The organism is Massilia sp. Root335 (genome assembly GCF_001425685.1).
Lineage (GTDB): Bacteria > Pseudomonadota > Gammaproteobacteria > Burkholderiales > Burkholderiaceae_D > Telluria > Telluria luteola.
Genome location: NZ_LMCY01000069.1, coordinates 51,921 through 76,705, shown reverse-complemented (window position 1 = coordinate 76,705; position 24,785 = coordinate 51,921). Strand labels below are relative to the sequence as shown.

Genomic DNA, 24,785 nt, shown 5'->3' with positions numbered 1-24,785 from the left:
AAGCGCTTCGACCCCGCCGCGCCACGGCGTCATGCGGGTCGCATTGCCGCCGCTCCGTTGCAAAGCAGTTTCTTGCGGCGACCATCAGGTTGTGTTTGCTCAAATTACCCCAAAGCATGCCCTTGAATAATTACAAGGTTCCGCAATGCGACGGGTAACGCGCAACCTGACAGGAGTCGAAGAAAGATGGCAGACACCGACATAGCAAGAACTCTCAGCCTCACCCAGTACAAGCTCGCGACGCGCCACCGTCCGCTTCGCCTGATCCTTGGTGACGCCGATGGCACCGGCGACGAGCCACTGCTGCCGCAACAAGTCATCGGCAACGAGGCAATATGCGGCGGACTCGAGCTCCGCATGCTGTGCGTGTCCGAAAGCGCGACACTGCCCCTCAAGAACTTCATCGGCGTGCCAGCCGAGCTGCAGATCGTCACCGACCGTGGCGAGCTGCGCCGAATTTGCGGCATCGTCATGGAGGCCGCATCAGGCCAAAGCGACGGCGGTCTCGCAACCTATCAACTGGTCATGCGCGACGCGCTGTCGGTAATGGAAAACAAGATCAACACGCGAGTGTTCCGGGACAAGAACGAACTTGACATCATCAAGATACTTGTCGCCGAGTGGCGAAAAGGTATCGCGGTCCTTGCGTCAAGCTTCGATCTCATCGTCGATATCGGTCTCGCCAACCGTTCGTTGCCCCGCCGTCAATTCATCATGCAGCACAACGAGTCGGATGCTGCTTTCGTCCGCCGATTACTGCAGCGGCGCGGCATCGCCTGGTTCTTCCGTTCGGGCTTGGCGCCAGGAGCGGACGCTGCCGGACACAGGCAGCAAAAAAAACGGATCGGTCATACTCTGGTGCTGTTCGACGACGCCAGCCAGCTCGACCAAAATGCGGCCGGCACCGTCCGCTTCCATCGCGACGACGCGACCGAGCAGCGCGACACCATTACTGGCTGGAGCGCAGTACGCACGCTGCGCTCGGGCAGCACGTCGCTATTCAGCTGGGACTGCCTGCAGCCGGGCAATAAGGCGTTCATGTCGGCCCAGGTGCCATCGCAAGTCGACCAGGGCGAAAACGGCAACCGGCTGGCTGCACGACTGGACGATTATCACATCGCCGCCCCGCACCTCGGCGACAGTCCACGCGATCTGCTGGACCTGAACGATACGCAGATGGCTTACCATGAGTACGCCTCTAAATGGTTCAAAGGCGAAGGCAGCGTGCGTGATCTGGCCGTTGGCGAGTGGTTCAGTCTGGAAGACCATCCGGAAATCGATACCCATCCCGCCAACGAACGCCAGTTCGTCGTCACCTCACAACATATCGTTGCCCGCAACAATCTGCCGGTGGAACTCGGCGAGCGTGTCGAGCGGTTGTTCGAGCGCAGCGGTTGGCCATGCTCGGCAAGCGCGGCCCAATCAAACGACGGCGAACAGCGTCCGCGCTACAAGACCAGCTTTACCTGTGTTCGTCGCAGCGTCCGCATTGTGCCGCCGCGCCCTGCTGCGCTGCGCCCGCAATTGCAGACGGCGATCGTGGTCGGGCCCGAGAACGAGATGGTCTGGTGCGATCCGCTCGGCCGCGTCAAGGTCCGCTTCCTCGCCACACGCCCGGAAGATCACGCACACGCCGCCGGCGCCGGCAGTTCCGATTCGGATCGCGATTCGGCCTGGGTGCGTGTCGCCTCCCACTGGGCCGGCAACGGACCGGGCAGCAACGCGCAATGCGGTACGCGCCTGTTGCCCTCCGTCGGAACGGAAGTGCTCATCGACTTTGCCGGAGGCGATCCCGACAAGCCCGTCATCGTCGGTCAGGTGTACAACGGCGACGCGCCACCACCGGCTTTCGCTCGCGAGGACGGGCTGCCCGATACCCGCTACCAGTCCGGCCTGCGCAGCCGTGAGATACGTGGTCGGCGCGGCAATCAGCTTCGGCTGGATGACACGCCAGGCCAGATCAGCGCGCAGTTGGCAAGCGACCACGGCACAACCGAACTGAACCTGGGATATCTCACGGAGCCGCGTCGCCAGAACGGCGCACGCCCGCGCGGCGACGGCGCGGAGCTCCGCACCGACGAAGCGATTGCGCTGCGCGCCGCGCGCGGCATCCTGCTGAGCGCCTGGAAGTTGCTCGGCGGCGCGGACATCAAAGGTGCCCAGCTTGCACGCGACGCCTACCAGGACTTGCTGCAGGAATGCGCCGACTTGTGCACCTCCCTCGGCAAGTACGCCACCGAACACGACGGCCTGGCGATCGACACCAAGGAGCAGGACGCGTTGCGTGCACGGTTCAAGAATTGGGACGACGGCAGCAATACCGCGCCCGAAGCCGCCGAGCCAAGAGAGCCTGTCATCGCTGTGACTTCTCCAGCCGGGATTGGGTTCGCCAGTTCCAAGGCCATCGTGAGCTATTCGGCCACCAACGTCGACACGGCCGCCCAGCAGCACTTGCAGCTGACGGCGGGCCAACGCTTCGCGGTCAACGCCGGCGATGGCGTCTCGCTCTTCGCCCGCAGCGGCGGACTCAGTGCAATCGCGCATACCGGAAAATTACTGCTGCAAAGCCAGCACGACGACGTCAGCGTCAATTCGGCGAAAGACATTCAGGTTACCGCCAGCGAAGGATCGATCACGATATCCGCCAAGACCATCCTGCTCGTCGCACAAGACGGTTCGTTCCTCAAGCTGGGGGAAGGCTCACCCGTCCTCGGGAGCAAGCAGTCCCTTAATTTTCACGCTCCCGATTTCGTGTGGGATGGCCCCGAAACGATGAATGCGCAGCTTCCGGCATTCAAAAAGGATGGGACGGATCTCAAGTTCGAACCACGCCTCTATCACCATCTCGACGGTGGCGTACCGGCAGCCGGCTTGGCCTACAAGATCGATTCTGCGGCCGGTGGCGGCACGGGCAATACGGACGAGCAAGGGTCGACCACGGTTCTGAAGCACGACCGGATGCACATTGCGAGCATTGATCTGAAGGAGGAAGGCCAGTCATGACTGACGCAAAGAGCGCATCGCTTTACAAGAAACTGCCGTTCAGCCGAGGTAACGGGCAAGGCGTGACTTTGCCGGGACAAGGCAACAAGAAGATCGTCGGGGTAAAGCACAATCTGCCGGGGTCGATCATCCTCGTGCATGGCGTGAACGACATCGGCGTCAGTTACGACGCGGTGGAATCGGGCTTGTGCGAAGGTCTGGCGGCCCGCCTGTGCGGCGATTTGACGCCCGGGACATATCGAATGCCGCAAACCGCAGACCGCGAAAAACTCGAGGAAGATCCCGATGCCGTTTTCTACAAACGGCAGATCACCGACGATACACACAGCCCGGTCATTCCGTTTTACTGGGGGTTCCGGGAAGAAAACGCGCACGTGCGCGACTGGAGAAAGACGCCGCACGGCCAAGCGGTCGACCGCTACGGCAACCGCCTGGACCGGGACTACTCGAAGGAAGGCGGGCCGTTCGCCAACGCGACAAACTCGCTCCCGGAGATGTGGAACCGCGGCAAGAGCGATGCGCATGGCAGCCTGGATTGGGCGTCGCACGATGCGACCCACCCCATCCTGAAAAACCCGGGCCGGCTTTACATGATACTGGCGGCACGCCGACTCGCCGCCCTCATTTCAATGATCCGCGACTATGACGAAAACGAAACGGTCTCGATCGTCGCGCACAGCCAGGGTTGTTTGCTCAGCCTGCTGGCACAGGCATTTCTGCTCGACCCCGCCATGCAGAAAGACCAGCCGGGCGCGCGTCCGGCCGACACGCTCATCCTGTGCAACCCGCCTTACAGTCTGATCGACGAATTGCCGACGTCGGCAGCCTTCGTCAACGGTTATTCCGGCGGAGACGCACAGATGACCGCAAATGGTGATCGCTACAAATACATCACCGGTGGACAGACGTTGCACGCCCGCCTGACGACGCTGGCGAACATCGTCAACGGCGTGCACACAAAAAAACATCAAGTGCCGGCGTTCGCGGAACTGGGGGACATAAAAAAACATGTCGGTGCGGTCGGCCCCAAGTGGGATGCGGCCAGGGACCGCGATAACAGGGGCAAGGTCTATCTGTATTTTTCGCCCGAGGACATGACGGTGGCGTTCGCCGGCGTCGAAGGAATCGGCTGGCAGGGCGTGCCGGATTTCCTGCGCGGCCATCGCATTCAAAATCAGCAGATTGTCGCACGCCCCGCCTTCAAGGATTCGTTCTCACGACAAGGCAATACAGTCGGAGTGCCGATCCCGACGACGTACAAACCACTTGCGGATTTGGGCGCCGGTTTCTTTCAGCGCGTTTTCACGCTGAAGCGCCGGCCGGATTTTCGAAACGGAAAACTCGTCATGGTCGGGCAGGCGCCCCATGACTTTGCCCTACGGGTGTCAGGCGAAGACGATCACGCCCACACGGCCGCTAGCGATTCATGGATCAGCAATCACGGTCTACGCGAGCACCTGGCCAGCCATGGCGACGCTCCCAGGGACGCGTCTCCCGAAGAGCGGGCGCGCTACGGTCTGCGCCGCATTACCGGCGAGACCTTGCCGAAACCTGTCATGGCAAGCATGGGCGAAGGCGCCTTTCCCGACGCGCAGCACCGCTACGGCGCCAGCGAGAACGTCGACCAGATCGACGCCGCGATCTCCGTCACCAGTGATTACGGCATCGATGGACATCATTGGGAATGCATCGCGGATGCCGGAGGTGCCGCGACGAAGTTGCTGGACTACCAGCCGGTTGCAAGTCCGAGGCCGGACCTGCATGCCGGCAGGGTGGCCAAATTGAACGACCAGCGAACGGCGTTGACGGAAAAGCTCAATTACGACAAGAAGACCGAGGACAGATGCGAGGTCAAGAATGTTTATGTTTGCCTGGAGGTTGGCTTTGATCGCCCGTGCAATCCGCCGAAGCTGTTGATCGAGCGGACCGAGACGCCGAACGAAGCACGGCTACGGTGGCAAAAAACGACCACGCCGCGCTCGTTCCACAGCGCGATTTACGGCGGGCGCAAGAATCACAGCCAGGTGACCGCATACGATGTGGCAATCGGCGGAGGGAAAGCGCCCACACATCCGCTGTTTTACCAGTATTTGTGTGCGGTAGCGGATTGGCGGCTGAAAAAGCCACTGCCCTCGGAGAAACCCCGGCCGGGGATACTGGTGTGGGAAAAACTTTTGCAACAGTTTGCAGACTATTGGGCGGACGAGCGCCCGTGGCGAAAGGCGCTGATCGAGGGCAATCAAGTGTACTACTCGACTGGAAAATTGCCGGCCGATCTTCCGCTTCCGCCAGAGGGAATTCCGCAAAGTCTGGTCGTCGAGTCGATGGCAGGGACAGTCGGAAAGGCAGAACGGGTGACATCATGAGTCCAGACAATAAGAAAAGGGTTTCGGCAGCGAAACGATTGTTAGCCGCCGCAGCGTTCTATCTGGTGCCAGTATCACTTCTCACGTTTTCAATTACCACAATCGCGGCACCCAATCGGACGGAGGTTTCAATGAACAAACCATGGTGGCTTCTAGCAATCGCATTAGGGATTGGGCTAGTACTTGGGGGCCGCTGGGTGCTGGCGGCACGCGAAGCCGACACTCGCGAGGCGCAGGCTTCAACAGCAGCATCGAAAGCCCGCGAACAGTTGGCGGCTGCGCATACCGAGCAAGGGCGGCGCGAATACGTGCTTGAAGTGGTCAATCTGGGCGTCACCCTGGATAAATACCGGCAGGGCAAACTGTGGGAAGCACTACAGTCCGGTAACCCGTACACATCGCTTCGCGAGCATGATCCCAAAAAATATCCTTGGACGATGTTTGACAAGCTTGGGCAGAGCGGCGGGCGCAGTGGCGACACGTTGGAAAACGGTGCCGGATATACCGTAACGGAATGGGGAACACCGGTCTTCAACGCAAGGCCGCCGGACCAGAGCAAATATGCAGGAAATCCGCTGATGCCCGACATCGGAATCGCCGCGTCGACTGAATCGTCCGGCATGGCCACCAGCCTGTTCGTGGCCGGTCCGGCGCGCTTTGCCGAACGGCCGGACCGCATCCTCGAAGACGTTTTCGAATTCTTTGACGCAAATCCTGATGTCCCTTATGTCGTGTTGAACTCGGACGATGGCATGGATGTCCGAGACATGTTTCGCCGCCCCGGTTCGCCGCCACTGGTCAAGGAAGGTTACTACGTTCCCGAAATGCCCGACTCGTCGGCGCTCTTCGTCCTCGCGCGTCGCGAACGGGTCGATCCGATCCGTCCTTTCGCCTACGAAGACATCGACGATTATCGGACCCCGATGGAAGTGCTCAATCGCGACGGCGTCGCGCGACGCCTCTTCCTGGGCCACCTCGAATTACAGAAATCGGTGCCTCGCCCGAACGACCCCGATTTGGCGGAAAGTCGGATCGTAACCGCCGCCGAATGGCTGGAATACGCCGCCAAATTCAGCAAGCGCCCGGACATCCGCGGCACCGGCCAGATCAGCTTCCTGGACCGTGAATTCAACGCCAGGCATCGACCGCCGCTGGACTGGAAGCCGACACCGTGGTTTCCCATCCCCTGGAGCAAGCTACAGTTGCAACAATTCGACCAGATGGCAACGCTCGGCTTCATCCATCGGCCCGTTTTCGTGAAAACTACCGACGAGCACGGCAAGCCCCTCGCCCGCCGCGATGCCCGCGAAAAGGCGCTGATGGATGGCTTGCAGGAGGCGCTGCGCACCCTGCCCGAAACCGAGCGAGCCAAAGGACCGGCGCGGGTGATCGCCGCCACCAACAACCAAACGGCGCAACTGGTCGCGCTCGAAGGCATGCTGCACCAGTTCGCCGCACAAGGGGGGCCCGAAATCGACAGCGGAAAACTCGACAAGTTCATCAATATCGATCGGCGCCTCGGCAACACCGGTGCGGCCACCTTGTTCATGGAGATGGCGATTGGCGTGATGGGCAGTTATCGGGCCGGTGGTCCAAGCCTGGCGGTCAACCTGCGCGATCCGCACGAGGCGAGTTTCATCTTCATCAGTCCGCCGTCCGACGAAAAACGCAAGACGCAGGACAAGGCGCGCGGCGATGTATTCCGCAGTATCAGGTCGATGGCGATCGATCCCGCGAACTACGCCGTTCCGGCAACCCAGTAACCAGCACATTCGTCATGAAAAATGTCATCCGGCTGGGCGACGCCACTACCCATGGCGGCAAGGTGATCAGCGCCGGCGCGTCCAACTTCAAGGTGCAAGGGATTCCAGTCGCGTGCGTGGGCGACACGTGCAGTTGCCCCATCCCCGGCCACTCGGGCTGCACGATTGCCAGTGGGTCGCCGCATCACACGATCGGCGGAAAACACATTGCCTTCGACGGCGACAGTCTCAGTTGCGGGGCAAAACTTATCTCGAGTTTCAAGCACTTCAGTACGAAGGTATAGCGTTGGCCCGCGCATTGGCCCGCGCTCGATGGGACGACGTTCGGGACTATCGTCTGACGGATATCCCGAACGCCAGGCTGAGCCCCGGCACGTTCCGGTTCAACCCATGCACGACCATCGCGTCGAGCTGGCAATCGCTGTTCACGAGCCACGACGCGCCCGCGTCGAGCACGGACTGCGTCCCGCCATGCGCCGCCCGCGCGATCTGCGGCGCGGCCACTTCCGCGAAGCCGTGCAGGCGCGCGCTGAACGCCTTGCCGAGCGACGCCGCGAACACGCCGTACGTGTAATGCGACCCGGCGTCGTCGCTATCGCGGCCGACGCCCGGCATCACGCCCAGCGACCAGTCGTTCCCGAGATCCCATTCGGCCGGCACGTCCAGCGATGGCCGGAACCCGGTGCCGCGCAGCGCCGCGCTGCCCGTCGGCAGGGCCGCTTCCGCGATCAGGCCGACCGCCGGCCGCATGCCGTCCTGGTCGCCGACATGCCATTTGACGCCGGCCGCGCCATCGGCCCAGCCGGCCCCCGTCGTGTGCGCGCCCGTGGCGGGGTCGCTCGCGTGCGCGATCGTGCGGCCGGCCGTTTCCACGCGCAGCTCCAGCGCGTCGGACAGGCCGATGCGCAACAGGGTGGGCGTCGTGAGCGTGCGCACGTGCGCGTCGTCATCGCGCTGGCGGTCCCATTGCACGCCCGTCTCCAGCTGCACGCGGCGTGCGCCGACCACCTGGCTGGAATTGGCGACGTTGGGACGGTCGGGGTTGATGGTGTCATCCTCCGCGCGGGCGGCCGGGACGGCGAGGACGCCCGCCGCGAGGCAGGCAACGAGGGGAAAACGCAGAGGCATCGGCATGGAGGCTATCGGTAACGCACATGCCGACAGTATGCCAAGGACGGCCCCGCGTGCACGTACGCCGGGCCCTTCCTGTCCAAACCGTAATGATCAGTGCAGCGCCAGGCGCGGCACGGCGGCCTGCGGCAGCGGGTCCCGCAGCGCGGCCGCCGGCGCCGCGTCGAGGACGAAGCTGGCGACGAGGCGTTGCAGCTGCTCCGCCTGCTGCTGCATGGCGCCCGCGGCGGCCGTGGCCTGTTCGACGAGCGCAGCGTTCTGCTGCGTGGCCCCGTCGATCTCGCCGATGGACCGGTTGACCTGGCCGATGCCCTCTTCCTGCTCGCGGCTGGCCGTGCTGATCTCGCCCATGATCGCGGTGGCGCGGCCCACGCTGTCGACGACGTCGCGCATGGTGGCGCCGGCCTCGCCGACGAGGCGGCTGCCCAGGTCGACCTGGGCCACGGAGTCGTCGATCAGTCCCTTGATCTCGCCGGCCGCCGCGTTGGCGCGCTGGGCCAGCGTGCGCACCTCGCCCGCGACGACGGCGAAGCCGCGCCCCTGCTCGCCGGCGCGCGCCGCTTCCACCGCGGCGTTCAGCGGGAGGATGTTGGTCTGGAACGCGATCCCTTCGATGACGCCGATGATGTCGACGATGCGGCGCGACGCCACGTCGATCGCGCCCATCGTGTCCACCACCTGGCCGACGACGGCGCCGCCGCGCCGGGCCACCTCGGACGCCGATGCCGCCAGGCTGTCGGCCTGGCGTGCGTGCTCGGCGTTCTGGCGGACCGTCGCCGTCAGCTGTTCGATCGACGACACCGTTTCTTCCAGCGCCGCGGCCTGCGCTTCGGTCCGGCGCGACAGGTCGGCATTGCCGGCGGCGATTTGCGCCGTCGTCGCCGCGATCGCCTCGGTGCCGCCACGCACGTCGCCGACGATGCGGCGCAGGCTCGCCTGCATCGCCTTCAGCGCGCGCTTGAGGCGGCCCGTCTCGCTGCGGTCGTCGTCGGCGCACGCCAGGTCGGCGTCCAGGCGGCCGGCCGCGATGCGGTCGGCCAGGTCGATGGCCTCGTCGAGCGGGCGGCTGATCGAGCGCACGAGCAGCAGGCCCGCGACGAACGTCGTCAGCACGGCCACCAGCGCCATGGCGACGACGCGCACGCGGGCGGCGTGCACCGTCGTGTCGCCGTCCGCGCGGGTCGCTTCCGACGCGGACTCGATGCGCTCGGACAGCGCCTCCATGCTCTTTTCCAGTACGTGGAAGCGGTCCATGAAGGCCGGAAAGACGGCGCGCGCCGCGGCGGGATCGCGCAGCGCCAGCGCGACGATCTTGTCGACGCTCTGCAGGTAGGCGTCGACGTCGGGTTTGACGGTCTGGATGGCGGCGCGGATGGCCGGGTCCGTCACCTGGGCGTCGAGGTCCGCCATCAGTTTGCGGAACAGGGCCGTGTGTTCGGTCGCGTCGCGGCGCGCGGCGTCGCGCGCGGCGGCGTCGTCGTTTTCGCCGGCCAGCAACGCGGCCAGCACGTCGGCGCGCAGCGCGTCGTGGGTCTGGTCGGCTTCCATCTGCTGGCGGATGGCGCTGCCGTTGGCGGTGATGGCGTCCATGGCGCCGTCGAGCTGGCTGACGGCCAGTTCGCCGATGGCGCCGACCATCACGACGAAGGCGATGGCGGCGACGTTCCAGGCAAGCATGCGCTGGCGGATGGTGAAGCGGTTCAGCATGGTGTTCTCCTTCAGCGGCGCACGGACAGGCCCAGGCCGATGCCCAGGTCGGCCGTGCGGCGGTTCAGGCCGCGGGTCAGCGCGGCGTCGATCTGGATGTCCTGCGCGAGCAGCCATGTCACGCCGGTGTCGAAGCTCGCCTGCGTGCCGCCGCGGTCCGCGCGCGCGACGCGGGGCGCGGCCAGTTCGACGAAGCCGTGCAGGCGTTCGCCCAGGTCCTTGCCGAGCGTGGCGGCGAGGATGCCGTAGCCGCGCCGGGCGCCGCGTTCGTCGTTGTCCGTGCCGACGCCGGGCATGACGCCGAACGACAGGCCATCGGCCAGTTCCCACTCGGCCGCAAGCCGCAACGACGGCCGCACGCCCGAGCCGCGCAGGGCCGTGCTGCCGCTGGGCAGGTCGGCATGCAGCAGGACGCCCAGCGACGGCGCCGCGCCGCTCTGGTCGGCCGTGTGCCATTTGATGCCGGCCGACGTGTCCGCGTAACCGGCGCCGGCGCCGCCGCCGCCCGCGTGCGCGACGGTGCGGCCGTCCGTCTCGAAGCGCAGCTCGGTCGTGTCGCCCACGCCGATGCGCAACAGGGTCGGCGTGGTGAGCGTGCGGGCCGTGACGCCATCGGCGCGGTCGCGCTCCCACTGCAGACTGGTTTCCAGCTGCAGGCGGCCACGGCCGACGACCTGGCTGGATTCGACGAAATCGGGACGGTCGGTGGCAATCGAATCGTCGGCGGCGGCCGATGCGGCCAGCGGCAGGCCGCAGGCGGCCAGCAGGAGGAAACAGGAACGGGAGGGGAACATGAGCAGCGAAACGGGAACTAACGATGTGCCAAGTATCCGCAAGCCGGCTAGGTATTGCCAGACGGAATTTGAATTTCCCGTCGGAACCATTTTTCGTTCGACAACTTATGTCGGACCGGCACAACAAAACCTTGTCGGTCCTGCATGCCCGACGCAGCGTATCAGTTTTGGAAGGAAATACGATGGCCGGGACGCAACGGAACCGCGACGGCCGCCAGCACGAGGCAGAGCGCGGCCATCAGCCACCATGCGGGGGCGAGATCCGCGAGGTACTCGCGCAGCAGTCCGGCGATGAACGGCAGAACCGCCGCCAGCAGATAGCCGCCGCCTTGAACGAATCCCGCGATCGCACCGGCATCCGCCGGGTTGTCGCCGTGATCCATCGCGACGATGAGCGACAGGGGAAACAGCGCGCCGATGCCGCATCCGGCCAGCACCGCCGCCGGCCACGCGAGGACGGCTGGCGCGACGGAAAAGCCGAGCATCCCGGCGAGGAGCGCCCCGATCGCCACGAGCAGCGCCGCGCGGCGGTCGGGCGCACGGCCGATCAATGCGGAGACCGCGATTCCCGACGCCACTTCCGCGCACGTGAGGGCGCCAAGCAACGCTCCCGCCGCCTCGGCCGTCCAGCCGAGCTGGGTGTAGAACGGCGGCAGCCATGCCAGGACCAGGGTGTAGGCACCGGTGCCCAGGCCGAAAAAAGCCAGCAAGAGCCAGCCGCGCCGCTTGCGATGGACCGGACGCCGTACCGCATGCACGGGCAGCACGTCGGACGGCGACGTGGCCAGGCACCAGGCAACCAGTCCCACCAGGGCCGGGAGCAGCCATACGCCGAGGGCCGCCGTCCATGTCAGTCCCTGCGCCAGCCAGGGACTGGCCGCGCTGGAGATCATCGCCCCGCCCATGATCGCCGTCGAATAGATCCCCATCAGCCCCGCCGCCCGCGTTCCCGCGCGCTGCCGGATCACGGCCGGCATCAACGCCTGGACCATCGCGATGCCGATGCCGCCGGCGACCGCCGTGGCGAGCAGCGCGCCGGCACCGATCCACACCCAGCGCCCCAGACAGGCCAGCATGATGAGCAGCACGCCGGACGCGATGCCCCGGCGGTCGCCAAAGGCGGCTTGCAGGCGGCCAGCGCCCAGCATGCACAGTCCCATCAGTGCGACCGGAAGCGTGGTCAGCAGGCTTGCCCCGGTATCGCTCAACCCTGTCTCATGCTGGATCACGTCGAGCAACGGCCCGATCGTCGCCATGGTGGGACGAAGATTGATACCGACGAGCACGATCGCTGCCGGAAATGCAAATGCGCTGAGTGATTTCGACATGAAGACTTCCCGGAACCCTTTGCCGTGCAACCGGCGTTCCATATAATTTGATGTGAAGATATTTTATCTCTACATCAAGATACTTGCAAACATGGATAGAGCACAAAAAGCAGCGGAACAATGGGCGCGCGAGCGGCCGGACCTCGACATGGGACCGATGATCCTGCTGGGACGGCTGGGCGAAGCGGGCGTGGTCATCATGCGCGACCACCTGAATCCGCTGTTCGCGCGCTTCGGCCTGCAGCCGGGCGAATTCGACGTGCTGGCAACGCTGCGGCGCAGCGGGACGCCGTATGCGCTGACCCCGACCGAACTCTACGAAGCGGCCATGATCTCGTCCGGGAGCATGACGAACCGCATCGATCGCCTGGAAAAGGCCGGGCTCGTGCAACGCCAGCCCAACCCCAGGGACGGACGGGGAACCCTGGTGGCGCTCTCCGCCACGGGACTCGCCCTCATCGATGAGGCCGTTACCGGGCATGTCGCCAACCAGCAGGCGGTCGTCGCCGGGTTGACGGACGGGGAGCAGGCGCAACTGTCGGCACTGCTGGCCAAGCTGCTCGTCTCGACCGGCGGCAAGGCGTCGGGCTGATGCAGACGCCGCTCCCGGCGCCAGCCGTCACGCCATGGATTCGGCGCGCAAGGACGCCTGCACGGCCGGCCGTGCGCCGACCCGCTGCGCGTACGCCTGCAGCGCCGGCCAGCGACCGAGGTCGATGGCGAAGAACCTGCACCAGCCCAGCACGGTAAAGAGGTAGGCATCGGCGACGCTGAATGACGCGCCCGCCAGATAGTCCTGATGGCGCAAAACGTCTTGCAGGAAATCGAATCGCTTGAACAGCCGGTTGCGGAAATACGCCAGGGTTTCCTCGGGAAGCGCGGCATTGAACAACGGCGCGGAACCGGCGTGGATCTCGCTGGTCACGAAATTCAGCCATTCCTGGAGCCGCACCCGTCCCCATGTACCGGCGCGCGGCGCCAGCCCGCTTTCCGGCTCGAGGTCGGCCAGGTACTGGACGATGGCCGGACCTTCGGTCAGGACCTGGCCGTCGTCCAGTTCCAGCGCGGCCACGTTGCCCTTGGGATTAATGGTGCGGAAATCGCGGCCGTCCGCGGTCTGTTTGGTCCGGTTGTCCACCTTGACGAGATCGAACGGCAGGCCGAGTTCGCGCAACACGATATGGGGCGACAGCGAGCAGGTATGGGGGGCGTAGTACAGCTTCATGGAACTCCTCGGAACGTTGACAGGCAGGCGCGGCACGTTGCCGGCGCCGCATGGCAGTGTCCGCGCCGGGCATCAGCCTGTAAAATTAATGTTCAATTTTCCATGTATTAGCTGAGCTACTGATCGACATGATGAATCTCCTGCACTGGCGCCTGCTGGTCGCCGTGGCCGATGCCGGCAACGTGTCGCGCGGCGCCGAGCGCGTGGGCATCACGCAGTCCGGCGCCAGCCAGGCCATCGCGCAACTGGAAGCGGCGCTGGGATTCCAGGTGTTCACCCGCGAGCGGCGGCGCATCGGCGTCACCGCGCTGGGCGAGCAAGCGATTGGGCACGCCCGTGCGATGGTGGCGCACCTCGATGCGATCCGCGTGCTGTCGGACGACAGCCGGGGCCTCAAAGGCGGGCGCATCCGTCTGGCCTGTTTTCCATCGGTGATCGCGCTGCTGCTGCCTGGACTGCTGCGGGATTTCCGCCGTCGCCATCCCGGCATTGAACTGGTGGTTCTCGAAGGCACGGACGAGGAAGTGGAAGAATGGCTGGACGCCGGCACGGTGGAGCTGGGCGTCGTATTGAATCCCGCGCCGGGCCGCGCCGCAGCGATACTGGGACGCGATGCCTGGGTGGCGGTACTGCCTTCCGGTCATCCGCTGGGCCGGCGCGCCAGCGGGAACGGCGTCACCCTCGAGGAAGTGGCCGCCCTGCCCTTCATCCTCGCCACCGGCGGTTGCGCCGAGCACGGACAGGGCCTGGTGGAGCGAGCGGGCCTGCGCCTGCCGGACGTGCGCGTGACCGTGCGCGACTGGGCCAGTGCCTGCATGCTCGTACGCGAGGGCATGGGCGCAGCCCTGGTGCCCGAATCGACGTTGCCGGAAGACCAGCGCGGCCTGCGCGTGATGCAGCTGAGCCCGCCTGTCCACCGCGAGTTCGGCCTGGTCTGCTCCGACGCCGGCAAGGCGTCCCGCCCGGTGCAGGCCCTGCTGGCAGGACTGCGCAAGAACGATTCGGCAACCCGGCGGTCGGGCGGGCACCCCGTGCCCACGCGGAACAGCCTTACTGGTTCTGCAGGAACGTCTTGAGCTTGTCCGAGCGCGACGGCTGGCGCAGCTTGCTCATCGCCTTCGCTTCGATCTGGCGGATGCGTTCGCGGGTCACGTCGAACTGCTTGCCCACTTCTTCCAGCGTGTGGTCGTTCGACATCTCGACGCCGTAGCGCATGCGCAGGACCTTCGCTTCGCGCGGGGTCAGCGAATCCAGCACTTCCTTGATCACGTTGCGCATCGAGGCGTGCAGCGCGGCGTCCAGCGGGGCCAGCGTCGCGTTGTCCTCGATGAAGTCGCCCAACTGCGAGTCGCCGTCCTCGCCCATCGGCGTTTCCATCGAAATCGGCTCCTTCGCGATCTTCATGATCTCGCGCACCTTCGATTCCGGCATCTCCATCTTCGTCGCCAGGGTCGCCATGTCCGGCTCGCTGCCCGTTTCCTGCATGATCTGGCGCGAGATGCGGTTCATCTTGTTGATCGTCTCGATCATGTGCACCGGCACGCGGATCGTGCGCGCCATGTCGGCGATCGAACGCGTGATCGCCTGGCGGATCCACCACGTCGCGTACGTCGAGAATTTATAGCCGCGGCGGTATTCGAACTTGTCGACGGCCTTCAGCAGGCCGATGTTGCCTTCCTGGATCAGGTCGAGGAACTGCAGGCCGCGGTTGATGTACTTCTTCGCGATCGAGATCACGAGACGCAGGTTGGCCACGGTCATTTCGCGCTTCGCCGTGCGGGCACGCTTTTCGCCGGCCGCCATCTGGCGGTTGATGGTGCGCAGGTCGGCCAGCGGCAGCGCCACGCGCGCCTGCAGGTCGATCATGCGCTGCTGCAGTTCCAGGATCGCCGGGGCGTTGCGCTTCAGGACGGCGCTGTACGGATACGCGCAGTCGACTTCGCGCTGCACCCACTCGAGGTCCGTCTCGTTGCCCGGGAAGACCTTGATGAAGTGGGCGCGCGGCATGCCGCAGCGGTTCACGCAGATGTCCAGCACGGCGCGTTCGATCGAACGCACTTCGTCCATCTGGTGGCGCAGCGTGTCGCACAGCTTTTCCACGACCTTGGCCGTGAAGCGGATGCCCAGCAGTTCGGTCGAGATCACTTCCTGTGCCGCCGTGTAGGCCGGCGAGCCGTAGCCCTGCGTCTTGAACGCGTGGCCCATCTTGTCGAACTGCTTTTCGATCGTGCTGAACTTGTCGAGCGCGCCCTTCCTCAGCGCGGCCAGCTGCTCGGCCGAATAGCCGGCCGCGGCGCTGCCGCCCGCGCCGCCGTCGTCCTCTTCTTCGCCGACGTCGTCCTCGTCCTCGTCGTCCTCGTCGCCGGCGCTGCTCACGGGCGCGCTCGCGGCGGTGCCTTCGTTCGGATCGATCAGGCCGTCCACGACGTCATCGATCTTGAGCTCGTCCTTGGCGATCTTGTGCGACAGCGCGATGATCTCGGAAATCGTCACCGGGCACGCGGAGATCGCCTGCACCATGTCCTTCAGGCCGTCCTCGATGCGCTTGGCGATGGCGATCTCGCCCTCGCGCGTCAGCAGCGACACGGCGCCCATTTCGCGCATGTACATGCGGACGGGGTCGGTGGTGCGGCCGAAGTCGGAGTCGACCGTCGACAGCGCCGTCGCGGCCGCCGCTTCCACCTCGTCCTCGCTCGTCGGGGTGACGACGGCGTCGGACAGCAGCATCATTTCCGCTTCCGGCGCGCGCTCGTAGACGGCGATGCCCATGTCGTTGAACGTCGCGATGATGCCTTCGATCGCTTCCGGATCGATGATGTTTTCCGGCAGGTGGTCGTTGATCTCCGCATGGGTCAGGTAGCCGCGCTCCTTCCCCATATTGATCAGGTTCTTCAGCTGCTGGCGGCGCTTTTCCAGTTCCTCGCTGGAAAAGCCTTCCGCGGCGCCGAACAGGTTGGCGCCGCCCTTGGCCTTGCGCTCGCGCAGTTTCGACACGGCCTTCAATTCGGCGCGCTCGACGGCGTTCAGCGCCGCGATCTCGTCGTTCTCCGGCACGAATTCGCTCGGCTTGCGGCCGCGGCGGCCCGGCACTTTCACTTGCGGCAGCAGATAGCCGGACGTGTCGATCGCGGCCAGCGCGGCGGCGTCGGTCGTCGTGCTGACGGTGCCGGTCGGCTGGGTGGACGTCGTCGCCGCGGCCGACGGCTCGATGCGGCGCGCGGTGCGGGCGCGCACGACGCGCGCGGCCGGGGCCGGATCCGACGCTTCGGCGGCCTGGACGGCCGGTGCTGCGGGCGCGGCGGCAACGGGTTCCGCCACGGCCGGGGCGTCGGCCGGCGTCAAGGCGGCCAGGCGCGACATGCGTTTCTTGACGATGACCGGCGGCGCGGCCGGCGCCGTCGGCGTCGGGAGCGCGCCGTCCGCCTCGTCGAAGGCCACGGCGGCGACGCCCGGCACGATCATCGGTTCGGCGGCGTCGACGGCGGACACGTCCGCCGGTTCGGCCGCGGCCGGCATGGCGCTGTCCGCGGTCTGCACGTCGGCCGCGACGGCGTCGGACGTTTCCGGCTGCGAGACCTGCCCGGCGTCGGTCTGGACCGCCTTCAGCGACGCCAGGCGCGAACGGGTCTTCACCACCGTCACCTTGGCGGCCGCTTCCGTTTCGAGGAAATACGAAGTCGCGGTCTTCGGCACCGACAGCTGCGCGGTGCTCTTGGCGGGCGCTTTCTTCGCTGTCAGTGTCAGGGTCTTGGCGGTGTTTTTCATATAATTTCTCCAGTCGAGGCGTGGCGCGCGCCTGCGAAGTCAATAACCCACCTGGCCCGCAGTGCGGACCCCGGAGGGCGGGGATGATGGGGATGGCCCGAGAAGGACGGTCTTACCTAAGGGCGGAAACCTGGATATCAAGCACTCCTGGCGCTGCGCCCGCTCGGCGGGCGTCGTACCGGGCAGCCTGGACGGGCTGCGGCACGCGCGCACAAGGGGATCGGGCGGAACGGTGAGTGGTTGAAATAGCGGCTTAGCATGTCGGAACGAAAAAAAGCCCGTCAGACAACGGGCTTGAATCTATTTTCCAGGTGAGAAATAGAGGAGACCTACGCATTATGCGTCAAGGAAATGTTTAGCGATAATTGAAATATCCGATAAGGGATATCACTCAGCCGCATATTTCCTTTTCCTCTTCCAGATCCTGGCTGCGTCGGCGCAAACCGTGCGCAAGGAAAGGGGCGGATGATACACGATTTCTCGGCCGCGCGCCGCTGCACATGCAGGAAATAACAGTCATTTGGTCAACAAAACGATCCGTTACACGGCTGAGCGGCGCACGCGCGGGGCGCGGCCATGCTATCCTTCCGCTTCCCGTTCTTACCATGAAGTCAATGAATACGATGAGTCCTGTCGCCGAGCTCCCCGAGGCCACCGAAAACGCCACCCACGCCGTTCCCGACGCGCATCCTGCCGACGGTGCGCCGCAGGCTCCGGTCCCGGAAGCCGACGCGCACGATGCGAGCGCAGCCGCAACCCCGGCCGCCGCCGCGTCGACCGCCGGCGCTGAAGTCCAGTCGCCGCGCGCCCTGCTGAAGCAGCTGCAACAGCAGTTCAAGGCCTTCCGCGACTGCCTGCCGCTGGCGATCGGCATCGACAAGCAGGTGCTGGCCCGCCTGCCCGGCCTGAACCGCAAGACCATGCGCGCCGCGCTGGGCATCCACACGGGCTCGATGCGCTATCTGCGCGCGATGGAAAAGGCCACCCTGCGCTACGACCTGGACGGCAATCCGGGCGCCGAAGTGACGGACACCCACCGCCAGCACGCCAAGGAACTCCTGCAGGAACGCTTCAAGAAGGAAGCCGAGCGCAAGAAGGCCGAGCGCGATGCGGCCGCGGCGGCGGAATCCGACCGCAAGCGCCAGGAAAAGCTGCAGCAGCTGGCATCCAAGTTCGCCAAGCGCTGAGCGGCCCCGGATGAGCGAGGCCGAGGACGACCTCCCCCCTTACCAGGGCATCGCGCTGGCCGATGTGCGCCTCGTCCGTAGCCGCCAGGACGCGGACGGCGCGCTGGCCGCGCTGCTGGCGTCCGACGCGATCGGCTTCGACACGGAGTCGAAACCCACGTTCCAGAAGGGCGAGCAATCGACCGGGCCGCACCTCGTGCAGCTGGCAACGGACGCGCATGCCTACCTGTTCCAGATCGGCATGCCCCGGCCCGCCGCCCGCGCGCCCGATCATGCGGACGGCGCCGCGCCGGAGGGTGCCGCCCCGGCGGCCGTCCCCGGCATCGACGTCCTGCGCGCCGTGCTGGAATCGCCCGCGATCCTGAAGGTCGGCTTCGGCCTCGGCGACGACCTGCGCCGCCTGCGCGCCAAACTGGGGATCGAGACGCGCAACGTACTCGATCTCTCCACCGCCCTGCGCCGCGGCGAACGCAACGCGCTGGGCGCCAAGACGGCTGTCGCGCGCTTCTTCGGCCAGCGCCTGCAAAAGTCGCGCAAGATCACGACGACCAACTGGGCGCTGCCGCGCCTGTCCGACAAGCAGATCCTGTACGCGGCGGACGACGCCCACGTGGCCCTGCGCATCTACCGCCACTGGCGCGCGAATCCGCCGCCCCCGCTGCCTTTGACACCGCTCGCCGGCGGCCCGGTGCGGGCAGCGCAGCCGAAGCCGCGTACTTCATAAGATGCGTGCCGCAGTCGCATGCATGGGCATGCTGCTCGCGCTGGCGGGCTGCTCGCGCCATGACGGTCCCGTCGACGGCGCGGCCGTCTTCAAGACCTGCGCGTCCTGCCACCAGATCGGCCCGAACGCGCGCGGCGGCTTCGGCCCGCAATTGAACGGCCTGTTCGGCCGGCGCGCGGGCACGACGGCCGACTTCGCGTATTCCGACGCCATGAAGGCATCCGGCATCGTCTGGGACGAGCGCACCCTGTCCGCCTTCCTGCGCGATCCGGACAAGACGGTACCCGGCACGAAGATGCGCTTCTGGGGCATCCACGACGACCGCGACCTGGCCGCCCTGCTGGCCTACCTCCGCCGTTGGTAGGGTGGCACGCCGTGACCACGCGTGACGTATCCGATGTGCTGGCGTTCCGCGTGGGCACAGGTGCCCACCCTACGGGAATCGTTCGAGCAGTGGCCGCGTTATCGCTTTCCACTTACACCGATTGTAGGGTGGGCATTTGAGGCCGGGGCCTCAAATGAAACGTGCCCACGCGTGACGTATGCGCTAAGTTAGTGTTTTCGAAAGATTGCGTGACCTTCAAGACGACGCGGTATCATGCGCCTTGTAAAGTCGTCAACCACAGGAATGCCATGTCCGTCCCGGTTCTCCGCTCCGCCGTGCTCCTCGCCGCCATCCTGCACGCGGCGCCGGCGCCGGCCCAGCCGGAGCGCGGCGTGCCGGACACCCTGGCCCAGCGCGTCGCCGCCTGCACGTCGTGCCACGGCAGCCCGTCCGCACCGCCGCCGACGGCGGGACCGCGCTACTACCCCCGCATCGCCGGCAAGCCGGCCGGCTACCTGTACAACCAGCTGCAGAACTTCCGCGCCGGCCGCCGCCAGTTTCCGCTGATGACGTATATGGTCGCGCCTTTGTCCGACGATTACCTGCGCGAGATCGCCGCGTATTTTTCGACCCAGCACCTGCCCGCGCCCGTGCTGGCGCGCACGAGCCTGCCGGCGGACCAGCTGGAACGCGGACGCGAACTCGTCACGCGCGGCGACGCGGTGTCGAAGGTACCGGCCTGCGTCGCCTGCCACGGCCAGCGCCTGACGGGCGCCCTGCCCGCGATCCCGGGCCTGCTGGGCCTGCCGCGCGACTACATCAACGCCCAGTTCGGCGCCTGGCGCAACGGCACCCGGCATGCCAACGCCCCCGACTGCATGGCGACGATCGCCGGCCGGCTGTCGCTGGCGGACGTGGCCGCCGTCTCGGGCTGGCTCGCGAGCGAACCGCTGCCGGACGACGCGGCCCCGGCCCCGGACGTCGCCCACCCGATGCCGCTCGCCTGCGGCAGCGAACCGGAGCGGCCATGAGACGCATCGTCCTCCGGGCTGCCGGTTTGTCGGTCGTGCTGGGGCTCAGCCTGGTCGTGCTCGCGTGGCCGCGCGCCGAATTCATCCCGGCGCGGTCGCAGGAGGCGTGGGCGGCGACGCCGGCCAACATCGCCCGGGGCGCCTATCTCGCCCGCGCCGGCGACTGCCTGGCCTGCCACACGGCGCGCGACGGCAGGCCGTACGCGGGCGGCCGCGCGCTCGCGACGCCGTTCGGCACGCTCTACGCGCCGAACATCACGCCGGACGCGACGACGGGCATCGGCGCCTGGACGGCGGACGACTTCTGGCATGCGCTGCACAACGGCACGGCGCCGGACGGCCGCCTGCTGTATCCCGCGTTCCCGTACACGAACACGACAAAGGTCACGCGCGACGACGCCGACGCGCTGTACGCCTACCTGCGCAGCCTCGCGCCGGTGCGCCTGGCGAATCGCCCGCACGCGTTGCGCTTCCCTTACGACCGGCAGATCGTGCTGGCCGGCTGGCGCCTGCTGTACTTCAAGCCGGGCGTGTACGCGCCGCAGCCGGCACGAAGCGCCGCGTGGAACCGCGGCGCCTATCTCGTCGAAGGCCTGGGCCATTGCGCCGCCTGCCACAGCCCGCGCAACGGCCTGGGCGCGACGGGCACGCGGCTGTCCGGCGGCCGGATCGCGACCAGCGGCTGGTACGCGCCCGCGCTGGACGCGGACAACGAAGCCGGCCTCGGCAACTGGGAACAAGCGCATATCGTGCAGCTGCTGCGCACGGGCGTCGCACCGCGCGGCGCCGTCTTCGGCCCGATGGCGGAGGTGGTTGGACAAAGCCTTCAATACCTGACGGAGGCGGATGCGGGCGCGATGGCCGTCTACCTGAAATCCTTGCCGCCCGAACCTGCGCCGCGCCAGCCTGCCGTGCCGCCGCCCGAGGACGTGATGAAGGCGGGCCGCCAACTGTACGCGCATCACTGCGCCGATTGCCACGGCACCGACGGGCGCGGCACCAGCGTGGCCGGCCACCCCGCGTATCCGCCGCTGGCGGGCAATGGCGCGCTGACGATGCGCGACCCCGTCAACGCCATCCGCATCGTGCTGAACGGCGGCTTTCCGCCGGCCACGCGCGGCAATCCGCGGCCGTTCGGCATGCCGCCGTACAGTCCGCAGCTGGACGATGCCGAGGTGGCTGCCGTCGTGACGTACGTCAGGAACAGCTGGGGCAATGCGGCGCCGGTGGTGACGGCGCCGGAGGTCAACCGGTGGCGGGAGGTGCCGCTGTATTGACCAGCGAGCATGCCTGCCGGCGGGCACGGCGACGCCTTCCACTCCGGACCGCATCGACATGCAAGTCGGGCGTTTTGCATAAATAATGTCCAGTCTGTGCCTGTCTCGTTAAAAACTCACTCAATCACCTCCACCACTCTATTTTTCATGGCGCCATTCCCAATCATAAAATCAACGCGTCCGGAGAACTGATCTGGTTTCTTCCTGCGGACAATTCAGATCACGTTGCGGACAACGCCGATGCCGATAAAAACACGGTATGTGCACTCGAATCGCCCGAGCTGGCCTAACTTCTGGCAGCAGATGGCCACTGGAAACTGGGCCGCGGCCGTAGATAATCCGAGAAACTGGTACGGCCCCGACCAGACCGACTCACGGCAACAAGATCTTGCGAACATCCTGGAAACGCAATGACTGCAAATCAACTTCCTTCAAATGCCGGCTCGACCAAATGCAACCAGGAAAGAACAACCATGATCAGTTCGAAAAATCTTAAAAAAGCTTTCGCGGCCGGATTGGTTTCATTGGTCATATCCGCATCGGCTCAGACATCCCCTCCCACGCAAACCCCGTCGGCCTCCGCGACGTCACTCGACTGGACGACCGATGGCACCCGTGACAGGCTGGCCTCCGCTGCCCAGATTCTATTTGGAAGCGAAGAAGGGCTTTACATATCGATTCCACGCGAGGAGAACAACCGCAACCTGATCGACTCCCAATTCGAGTTTGCGTTCAAGGGGCGTCCAGAACCGGAAGTCGCTCTGCCGAGTGGCAGGCGATTATTCGCCGGCGCCGACCCGGTGTCAATTTCCGAAAAGGCGCTGGTAGTTACCGATGCGGACCGCTCTACTGTTCGGGCCGTCGCAATGTTTCACTCCGGTTGCGGTGCCGCAAAACGGTTTGACAAAAAGGAAAAAAAATGGACCACGTGCCCGCCGCGTCCCGCTTTGACGTTTTTTGTCCGTGACGGCGACAAGCTTGATGACAATGTCCGCAAAGAGGTCGCGAACTGGATTATTGGCCTCGCCAAAGAAAACAACGCGGAAGTCAGTAAATTGACGGTAAAGGCGGATTCAATGTTTATCCGTTCCTTTGGGATCAACGTCGAGAGAATCTCCCGCAAATTCCATTAATTGAAGGCGCCGGGGAACTTATGCATGGCCTGTCGTCCATCGTGGGCCGGCCGGACCCGATTCAGGACATTAATGCGGAATGGTTCCGTTTGTCGCGCTACCGGCATCTCGATTGGACGTGAAAAACCTCAGGCTCACCTTGACCAGCGTTCGTCGACCGACCGCCCCTATCCATGTCGGATCTCGATATATCGGATCTCGATAAAGTGAACGAGAAATTCGTCGGGCGTCATGCCATCAGCTCTTCAAATGGACTGATTCTATTGAGGGGAAATCCGGGAACGCTCGCACATTGCGACAAAATTCATTTTTCTGGAATCGACGGCCAGGCCGGGCGTCCGATCACGATCCCGGTACCGGTCAACCCGGGCTGGCTGATCGCATGATCCTGACGCACCGACAGGCGCCGCGCGGCGCCGGCGCGCTCGGCCGATCTGGCATACTGCGGACATCCACCATCAGGAGACTGGCATGCCGATTTATCGAGTCTGGTACCGCAATAACGAGGAACCGCTGGAATTCGCGACGCCCGGCCGCTGCAGCGAGGCGGAGATGCTCGATCACGTCCTGGAATACGAACGCATCGAACGGGGCGCCCCGGCGACCGTGCCGGAACTCATCGCCAGGCACAACCTGGCGCCCGTGCGCTACACCGAGGATGAAAGCGAGATGAACACGATCGGATAGCAGCACTACCCGATCGCGGTCAGACCATCTCGGCGAAGCCGATCCGGTCCGTCGTCGCGGCGCGCGCGTCGTCGACGCCGACCTTGTGCGCCGCCAGCAGCGCTTCCAGCACGCTGTTCATCGTGTGGCAGCCGGGCCCGCGGCCCGCGTTCATGTGCGCGCGGATGGCGCCCAGGTCGCCCTCCTCGATCATCGCGCCGACGGCCGGGCTGAGCGTCAGGCACTCCGTGGCGAGGTGATAACGGTTGCCCTGCTTCGACGGCAGCAGCGCCTGGCACAGCACGCCGCGCAGCGCGTGTGCGAGGGCCTGGCCCTGCGCTTCCGAATTGCCCAGCAGGCGCAGCATCTTCTGCAGCCCGAGTTCCGTCGAGCGCGCATGGAGGGTCGCCAGCACGAGCGGGCCCGACTCGGCCAGCGCCAGCGCTTCCTGGGCCGTCTGGGCGTCGCGGATTTCGCCGATGACGATCACGTCCGGCCGCTCGCGCAGCGCGTCCAGCGCGCCCAGGTAATAGCTTTCGACGTCGCCGTCGACGCCCACCTCGCGCTGCGTGATGATGCATTTGCGCTGCGGGATCAGGGTCTCGACCGGGTCTTCGATGGTGATGATGTGGCCCGAGCGCTGCCGGTTGATCTCGTCGAGGATGGAAGCGATGGTGGTCGACTTGCCCTGGCACGTGTCGCCGATGATCAGGACCAGGCCGCTCGTCAGGCGCGCGAATTCGCGCTCGTCCGCGTGCAGGCCGAGGGTGTCCAGCGCCAGCGGTTCCTTCGGGAAGCGGCGGATCACGCAGCCGAGGCGCTTCTTGCCCTGGAAGCTGAAGCAGTTGGCGCGGATGCGCGCGGTGTGCAGGTCGATCGAGCGGTCGAACGCGCGGTCGACGATGCGCTCGGCCCAGTTCGGCTCGATGACGTCGAAGAATTCTTCCAGCTCTTCCTTCGTGATGGGCGAATCCGTCACGGCCACGAGGCCCTTCGGCTGGCGCAGCATCAGCGGACTGTTCTGGTGGATGATGATGTCGGAAAACACCAGCTTCGAATTCAGCAGGTGCAGGATCTGCTCGACCAGGGTCCCGAACACCGGGTGGTCTTCGTTTTCGATATACGACAGGGTGGGGATCTGCGACGACTGGTGGTGTTCCATCATTCTTCGATGTACCAAACGGGCTCGGATGAGCGATGCGTTGATTATAAAACCAGCATGCTGTCAAAATTCCAACTGGAAAGATATTTTTTCCAAGACCAAGCCCCGGACGTGCCGTCGCCGCCACATCGCGTTGTGTTTTCGCTCATTGTTAGCGCATGACATTTTCGTGTTAGCATCGCCAGAAACCAATAACAG

Annotated in this window: 21 protein-coding genes; 14 read left to right on the top strand and 7 right to left on the bottom strand. The window is 65.5% G+C overall.

The window, feature by feature from the left end; translation table 11 throughout:
* Positions 1 to 186 precede the first annotated feature (186 nt).
* From ASC93_RS28775 to ASC93_RS30270, 4 genes are all read left to right on the top strand, one after another.
* On the top strand, positions 187 to 3,003 hold the full coding sequence (locus ASC93_RS28775; protein WP_056450907.1) for a type VI secretion system Vgr family protein: 2,817 nt from the start codon (positions 187 to 189) through the stop codon (positions 3,001 to 3,003).
* Positions 3,000 to 5,369 (top strand): DUF3274 domain-containing protein, encoded by a 2,370-nt coding sequence (locus ASC93_RS28770; RefSeq protein WP_056450905.1) that lies wholly within the window; start codon positions 3,000 to 3,002, stop codon positions 5,367 to 5,369. Before ASC93_RS28775 ends, ASC93_RS28770 begins: the two co-directional genes overlap by 4 nt.
* Before the next feature lie 131 nt (positions 5,370 to 5,500).
* Complete coding sequence (locus ASC93_RS28765; protein ID WP_162251961.1) at positions 5,501 to 7,132, top strand: DUF2875 family protein; 1,632 nt, start codon at positions 5,501 to 5,503, stop codon at positions 7,130 to 7,132.
* 14 nt (positions 7,133 to 7,146) lie between these two features.
* A complete protein-coding gene (locus ASC93_RS30270; RefSeq protein ID WP_082548418.1) occupies positions 7,147 to 7,416 on the top strand; it encodes a PAAR domain-containing protein in 270 nt (89 codons plus the stop codon).
* A gap of 46 nt (positions 7,417 to 7,462) precedes the next feature.
* Here the strand turns inward: ASC93_RS30270 and ASC93_RS28760 are convergent, their stop codons facing one another.
* From ASC93_RS28760 to ASC93_RS28745, 4 genes are all read right to left on the bottom strand, one after another.
* Positions 7,463 to 8,266, bottom strand: a complete 804-nt coding sequence (locus ASC93_RS28760) for a transporter (protein ID WP_056450899.1) — start codon at positions 8,264 to 8,266, stop codon at positions 7,463 to 7,465.
* A gap of 90 nt (positions 8,267 to 8,356) precedes the next feature.
* Entirely contained in the window at positions 8,357 to 9,970 is a 1,614-nt protein-coding gene (locus tag ASC93_RS28755; protein WP_162251960.1) for a methyl-accepting chemotaxis protein, read from the bottom strand.
* 11 nt (positions 9,971 to 9,981) lie between these two features.
* Positions 9,982 to 10,764: a transporter gene (locus ASC93_RS28750; protein ID WP_056450896.1), complete on the bottom strand. Its 783-nt coding sequence runs from the start codon at positions 10,762 to 10,764 to the stop codon at positions 9,982 to 9,984.
* A gap of 161 nt (positions 10,765 to 10,925) precedes the next feature.
* Positions 10,926 to 12,092: an MFS transporter gene (locus ASC93_RS28745; protein ID WP_056450993.1), complete on the bottom strand. Its 1,167-nt coding sequence runs from the start codon at positions 12,090 to 12,092 to the stop codon at positions 10,926 to 10,928.
* A gap of 91 nt (positions 12,093 to 12,183) precedes the next feature.
* On the opposite strand from ASC93_RS28745, the gene ASC93_RS28740 reads away from it, so the two are divergent.
* Positions 12,184 to 12,684 (top strand): MarR family winged helix-turn-helix transcriptional regulator, encoded by a 501-nt coding sequence (locus ASC93_RS28740; RefSeq protein ID WP_056450894.1) that lies wholly within the window; start codon positions 12,184 to 12,186, stop codon positions 12,682 to 12,684.
* A gap of 27 nt (positions 12,685 to 12,711) precedes the next feature.
* Here ASC93_RS28740 and gstA read toward each other — a convergent pair whose 3' ends face one another.
* A complete protein-coding gene (gene gstA, locus ASC93_RS28735; RefSeq protein ID WP_056450891.1) occupies positions 12,712 to 13,317 on the bottom strand; it encodes a glutathione transferase GstA in 606 nt (201 codons plus the stop codon).
* Positions 13,318 to 13,445: 128 nt separating this feature from the next.
* Between gstA and ASC93_RS28730 the strand changes: the two genes are divergently transcribed.
* The gene (locus tag ASC93_RS28730) at positions 13,446 to 14,393 is read left to right on the top strand and encodes a LysR family transcriptional regulator (RefSeq protein ID WP_056450888.1); all 948 of its coding nucleotides are present in this window, start codon (positions 13,446 to 13,448) and stop codon (positions 14,391 to 14,393) included.
* Here ASC93_RS28730 and rpoD read toward each other — a convergent pair.
* Positions 14,368 to 17,082, bottom strand: coding sequence for an RNA polymerase sigma factor RpoD (gene rpoD / locus ASC93_RS28725; RefSeq protein ID WP_056450885.1), 2,715 nt, complete (start codon positions 17,080 to 17,082; stop codon positions 14,368 to 14,370). The two genes, ASC93_RS28730 and rpoD, sit on opposite strands and share 26 nt — an antisense overlap.
* A gap of 614 nt (positions 17,083 to 17,696) precedes the next feature.
* Between rpoD and ASC93_RS30265 the strand changes: the two genes are divergently transcribed.
* From ASC93_RS30265 to ASC93_RS28690, 8 genes are all read left to right on the top strand, one after another.
* Complete coding sequence (locus tag ASC93_RS30265; protein WP_082548416.1) at positions 17,697 to 18,269, top strand: ProQ/FINO family protein; 573 nt, start codon at positions 17,697 to 17,699, stop codon at positions 18,267 to 18,269.
* Positions 18,270 to 18,279: 10 nt separating this feature from the next.
* Positions 18,280 to 18,993: a 3'-5' exonuclease gene (locus ASC93_RS28715; protein ID WP_082548415.1), complete on the top strand. Its 714-nt coding sequence runs from the start codon at positions 18,280 to 18,282 to the stop codon at positions 18,991 to 18,993.
* Between the two features lie 22 nt (positions 18,994 to 19,015).
* Complete coding sequence (locus ASC93_RS28710) at positions 19,016 to 19,357, top strand: cytochrome c family protein (protein WP_229412914.1); 342 nt, start codon at positions 19,016 to 19,018, stop codon at positions 19,355 to 19,357.
* Positions 19,358 to 19,626: 269 nt separating this feature from the next.
* Positions 19,627 to 20,349, top strand: a complete 723-nt coding sequence (locus ASC93_RS28705) for a cytochrome c (RefSeq protein ID WP_056450879.1) — start codon at positions 19,627 to 19,629, stop codon at positions 20,347 to 20,349.
* Positions 20,346 to 21,626 carry a cytochrome c gene (locus tag ASC93_RS28700; RefSeq protein WP_056450876.1) on the top strand — a complete coding sequence of 427 codons (1,281 nt, stop codon included), beginning with the start codon at positions 20,346 to 20,348 and terminating at the stop codon, positions 21,624 to 21,626. Before ASC93_RS28705 ends, ASC93_RS28700 begins: the two co-directional genes overlap by 4 nt.
* 410 nt (positions 21,627 to 22,036) lie before the next feature.
* The gene (locus ASC93_RS28695) at positions 22,037 to 22,759 is read left to right on the top strand and encodes a hypothetical protein (RefSeq protein WP_157202168.1); all 723 of its coding nucleotides are present in this window, start codon (positions 22,037 to 22,039) and stop codon (positions 22,757 to 22,759) included.
* Positions 22,760 to 22,932: 173 nt separating this feature from the next.
* The gene (locus tag ASC93_RS31240) at positions 22,933 to 23,145 is read left to right on the top strand and encodes a hypothetical protein (protein ID WP_157202167.1); all 213 of its coding nucleotides are present in this window, start codon (positions 22,933 to 22,935) and stop codon (positions 23,143 to 23,145) included.
* An 85-nt stretch (positions 23,146 to 23,230) separates the two neighbouring features.
* The gene (locus ASC93_RS28690; RefSeq protein WP_056450872.1) at positions 23,231 to 23,446 is read left to right on the top strand and encodes a hypothetical protein; all 216 of its coding nucleotides are present in this window, start codon (positions 23,231 to 23,233) and stop codon (positions 23,444 to 23,446) included.
* A 19-nt stretch (positions 23,447 to 23,465) separates the two neighbouring features.
* On the opposite strand, the gene ASC93_RS28685 is transcribed toward ASC93_RS28690, so the two are convergent.
* Positions 23,466 to 24,587: a type IV pilus twitching motility protein PilT gene (locus ASC93_RS28685; RefSeq protein ID WP_056450868.1), complete on the bottom strand. Its 1,122-nt coding sequence runs from the start codon at positions 24,585 to 24,587 to the stop codon at positions 23,466 to 23,468.
* Positions 24,588 to 24,785: the final 198 nt, after the last annotated feature.

Coding starts and splice junctions, on each gene's coding strand:
- ASC93_RS28775 (WP_056450907.1), top strand. CDS start 187: ATGGCAGACACCGACATAGCAAGAACTCTCAGCCTCACCCAGTACAAG.
- ASC93_RS28770 (WP_056450905.1), top strand. CDS start 3,000: ATGACTGACGCAAAGAGCGCATCGCTTTACAAGAAACTGCCGTTCAGC.
- ASC93_RS28765 (WP_162251961.1), top strand. CDS start 5,501: ATGAACAAACCATGGTGGCTTCTAGCAATCGCATTAGGGATTGGGCTA.
- ASC93_RS30270 (WP_082548418.1), top strand. CDS start 7,147: ATGAAAAATGTCATCCGGCTGGGCGACGCCACTACCCATGGCGGCAAG.
- ASC93_RS28760 (WP_056450899.1), bottom strand. CDS start 8,266: ATGCCGATGCCTCTGCGTTTTCCCCTCGTTGCCTGCCTCGCGGCGGGC.
- ASC93_RS28755 (WP_162251960.1), bottom strand. CDS start 9,970: ATGCTGAACCGCTTCACCATCCGCCAGCGCATGCTTGCCTGGAACGTC.
- ASC93_RS28750 (WP_056450896.1), bottom strand. CDS start 10,764: ATGTTCCCCTCCCGTTCCTGTTTCCTCCTGCTGGCCGCCTGCGGCCTG.
- ASC93_RS28745 (WP_056450993.1), bottom strand. CDS start 12,092: ATGTCGAAATCACTCAGCGCATTTGCATTTCCGGCAGCGATCGTGCTC.
- ASC93_RS28740 (WP_056450894.1), top strand. CDS start 12,184: ATGGATAGAGCACAAAAAGCAGCGGAACAATGGGCGCGCGAGCGGCCG.
- gstA (WP_056450891.1), bottom strand. CDS start 13,317: ATGAAGCTGTACTACGCCCCCCATACCTGCTCGCTGTCGCCCCATATC.
- ASC93_RS28730 (WP_056450888.1), top strand. CDS start 13,446: ATGATGAATCTCCTGCACTGGCGCCTGCTGGTCGCCGTGGCCGATGCC.
- rpoD (WP_056450885.1), bottom strand. CDS start 17,082: ATGAAAAACACCGCCAAGACCCTGACACTGACAGCGAAGAAAGCGCCC.
- ASC93_RS30265 (WP_082548416.1), top strand. CDS start 17,697: ATGAATACGATGAGTCCTGTCGCCGAGCTCCCCGAGGCCACCGAAAAC.
- ASC93_RS28715 (WP_082548415.1), top strand. CDS start 18,280: ATGAGCGAGGCCGAGGACGACCTCCCCCCTTACCAGGGCATCGCGCTG.
- ASC93_RS28710 (WP_229412914.1), top strand. CDS start 19,016: ATGGGCATGCTGCTCGCGCTGGCGGGCTGCTCGCGCCATGACGGTCCC.
- ASC93_RS28705 (WP_056450879.1), top strand. CDS start 19,627: ATGTCCGTCCCGGTTCTCCGCTCCGCCGTGCTCCTCGCCGCCATCCTG.
- ASC93_RS28700 (WP_056450876.1), top strand. CDS start 20,346: ATGAGACGCATCGTCCTCCGGGCTGCCGGTTTGTCGGTCGTGCTGGGG.
- ASC93_RS28695 (WP_157202168.1), top strand. CDS start 22,037: ATGACTGCAAATCAACTTCCTTCAAATGCCGGCTCGACCAAATGCAAC.
- ASC93_RS31240 (WP_157202167.1), top strand. CDS start 22,933: ATGTCGGATCTCGATATATCGGATCTCGATAAAGTGAACGAGAAATTC.
- ASC93_RS28690 (WP_056450872.1), top strand. CDS start 23,231: ATGCCGATTTATCGAGTCTGGTACCGCAATAACGAGGAACCGCTGGAA.
- ASC93_RS28685 (WP_056450868.1), bottom strand. CDS start 24,587: ATGGAACACCACCAGTCGTCGCAGATCCCCACCCTGTCGTATATCGAA.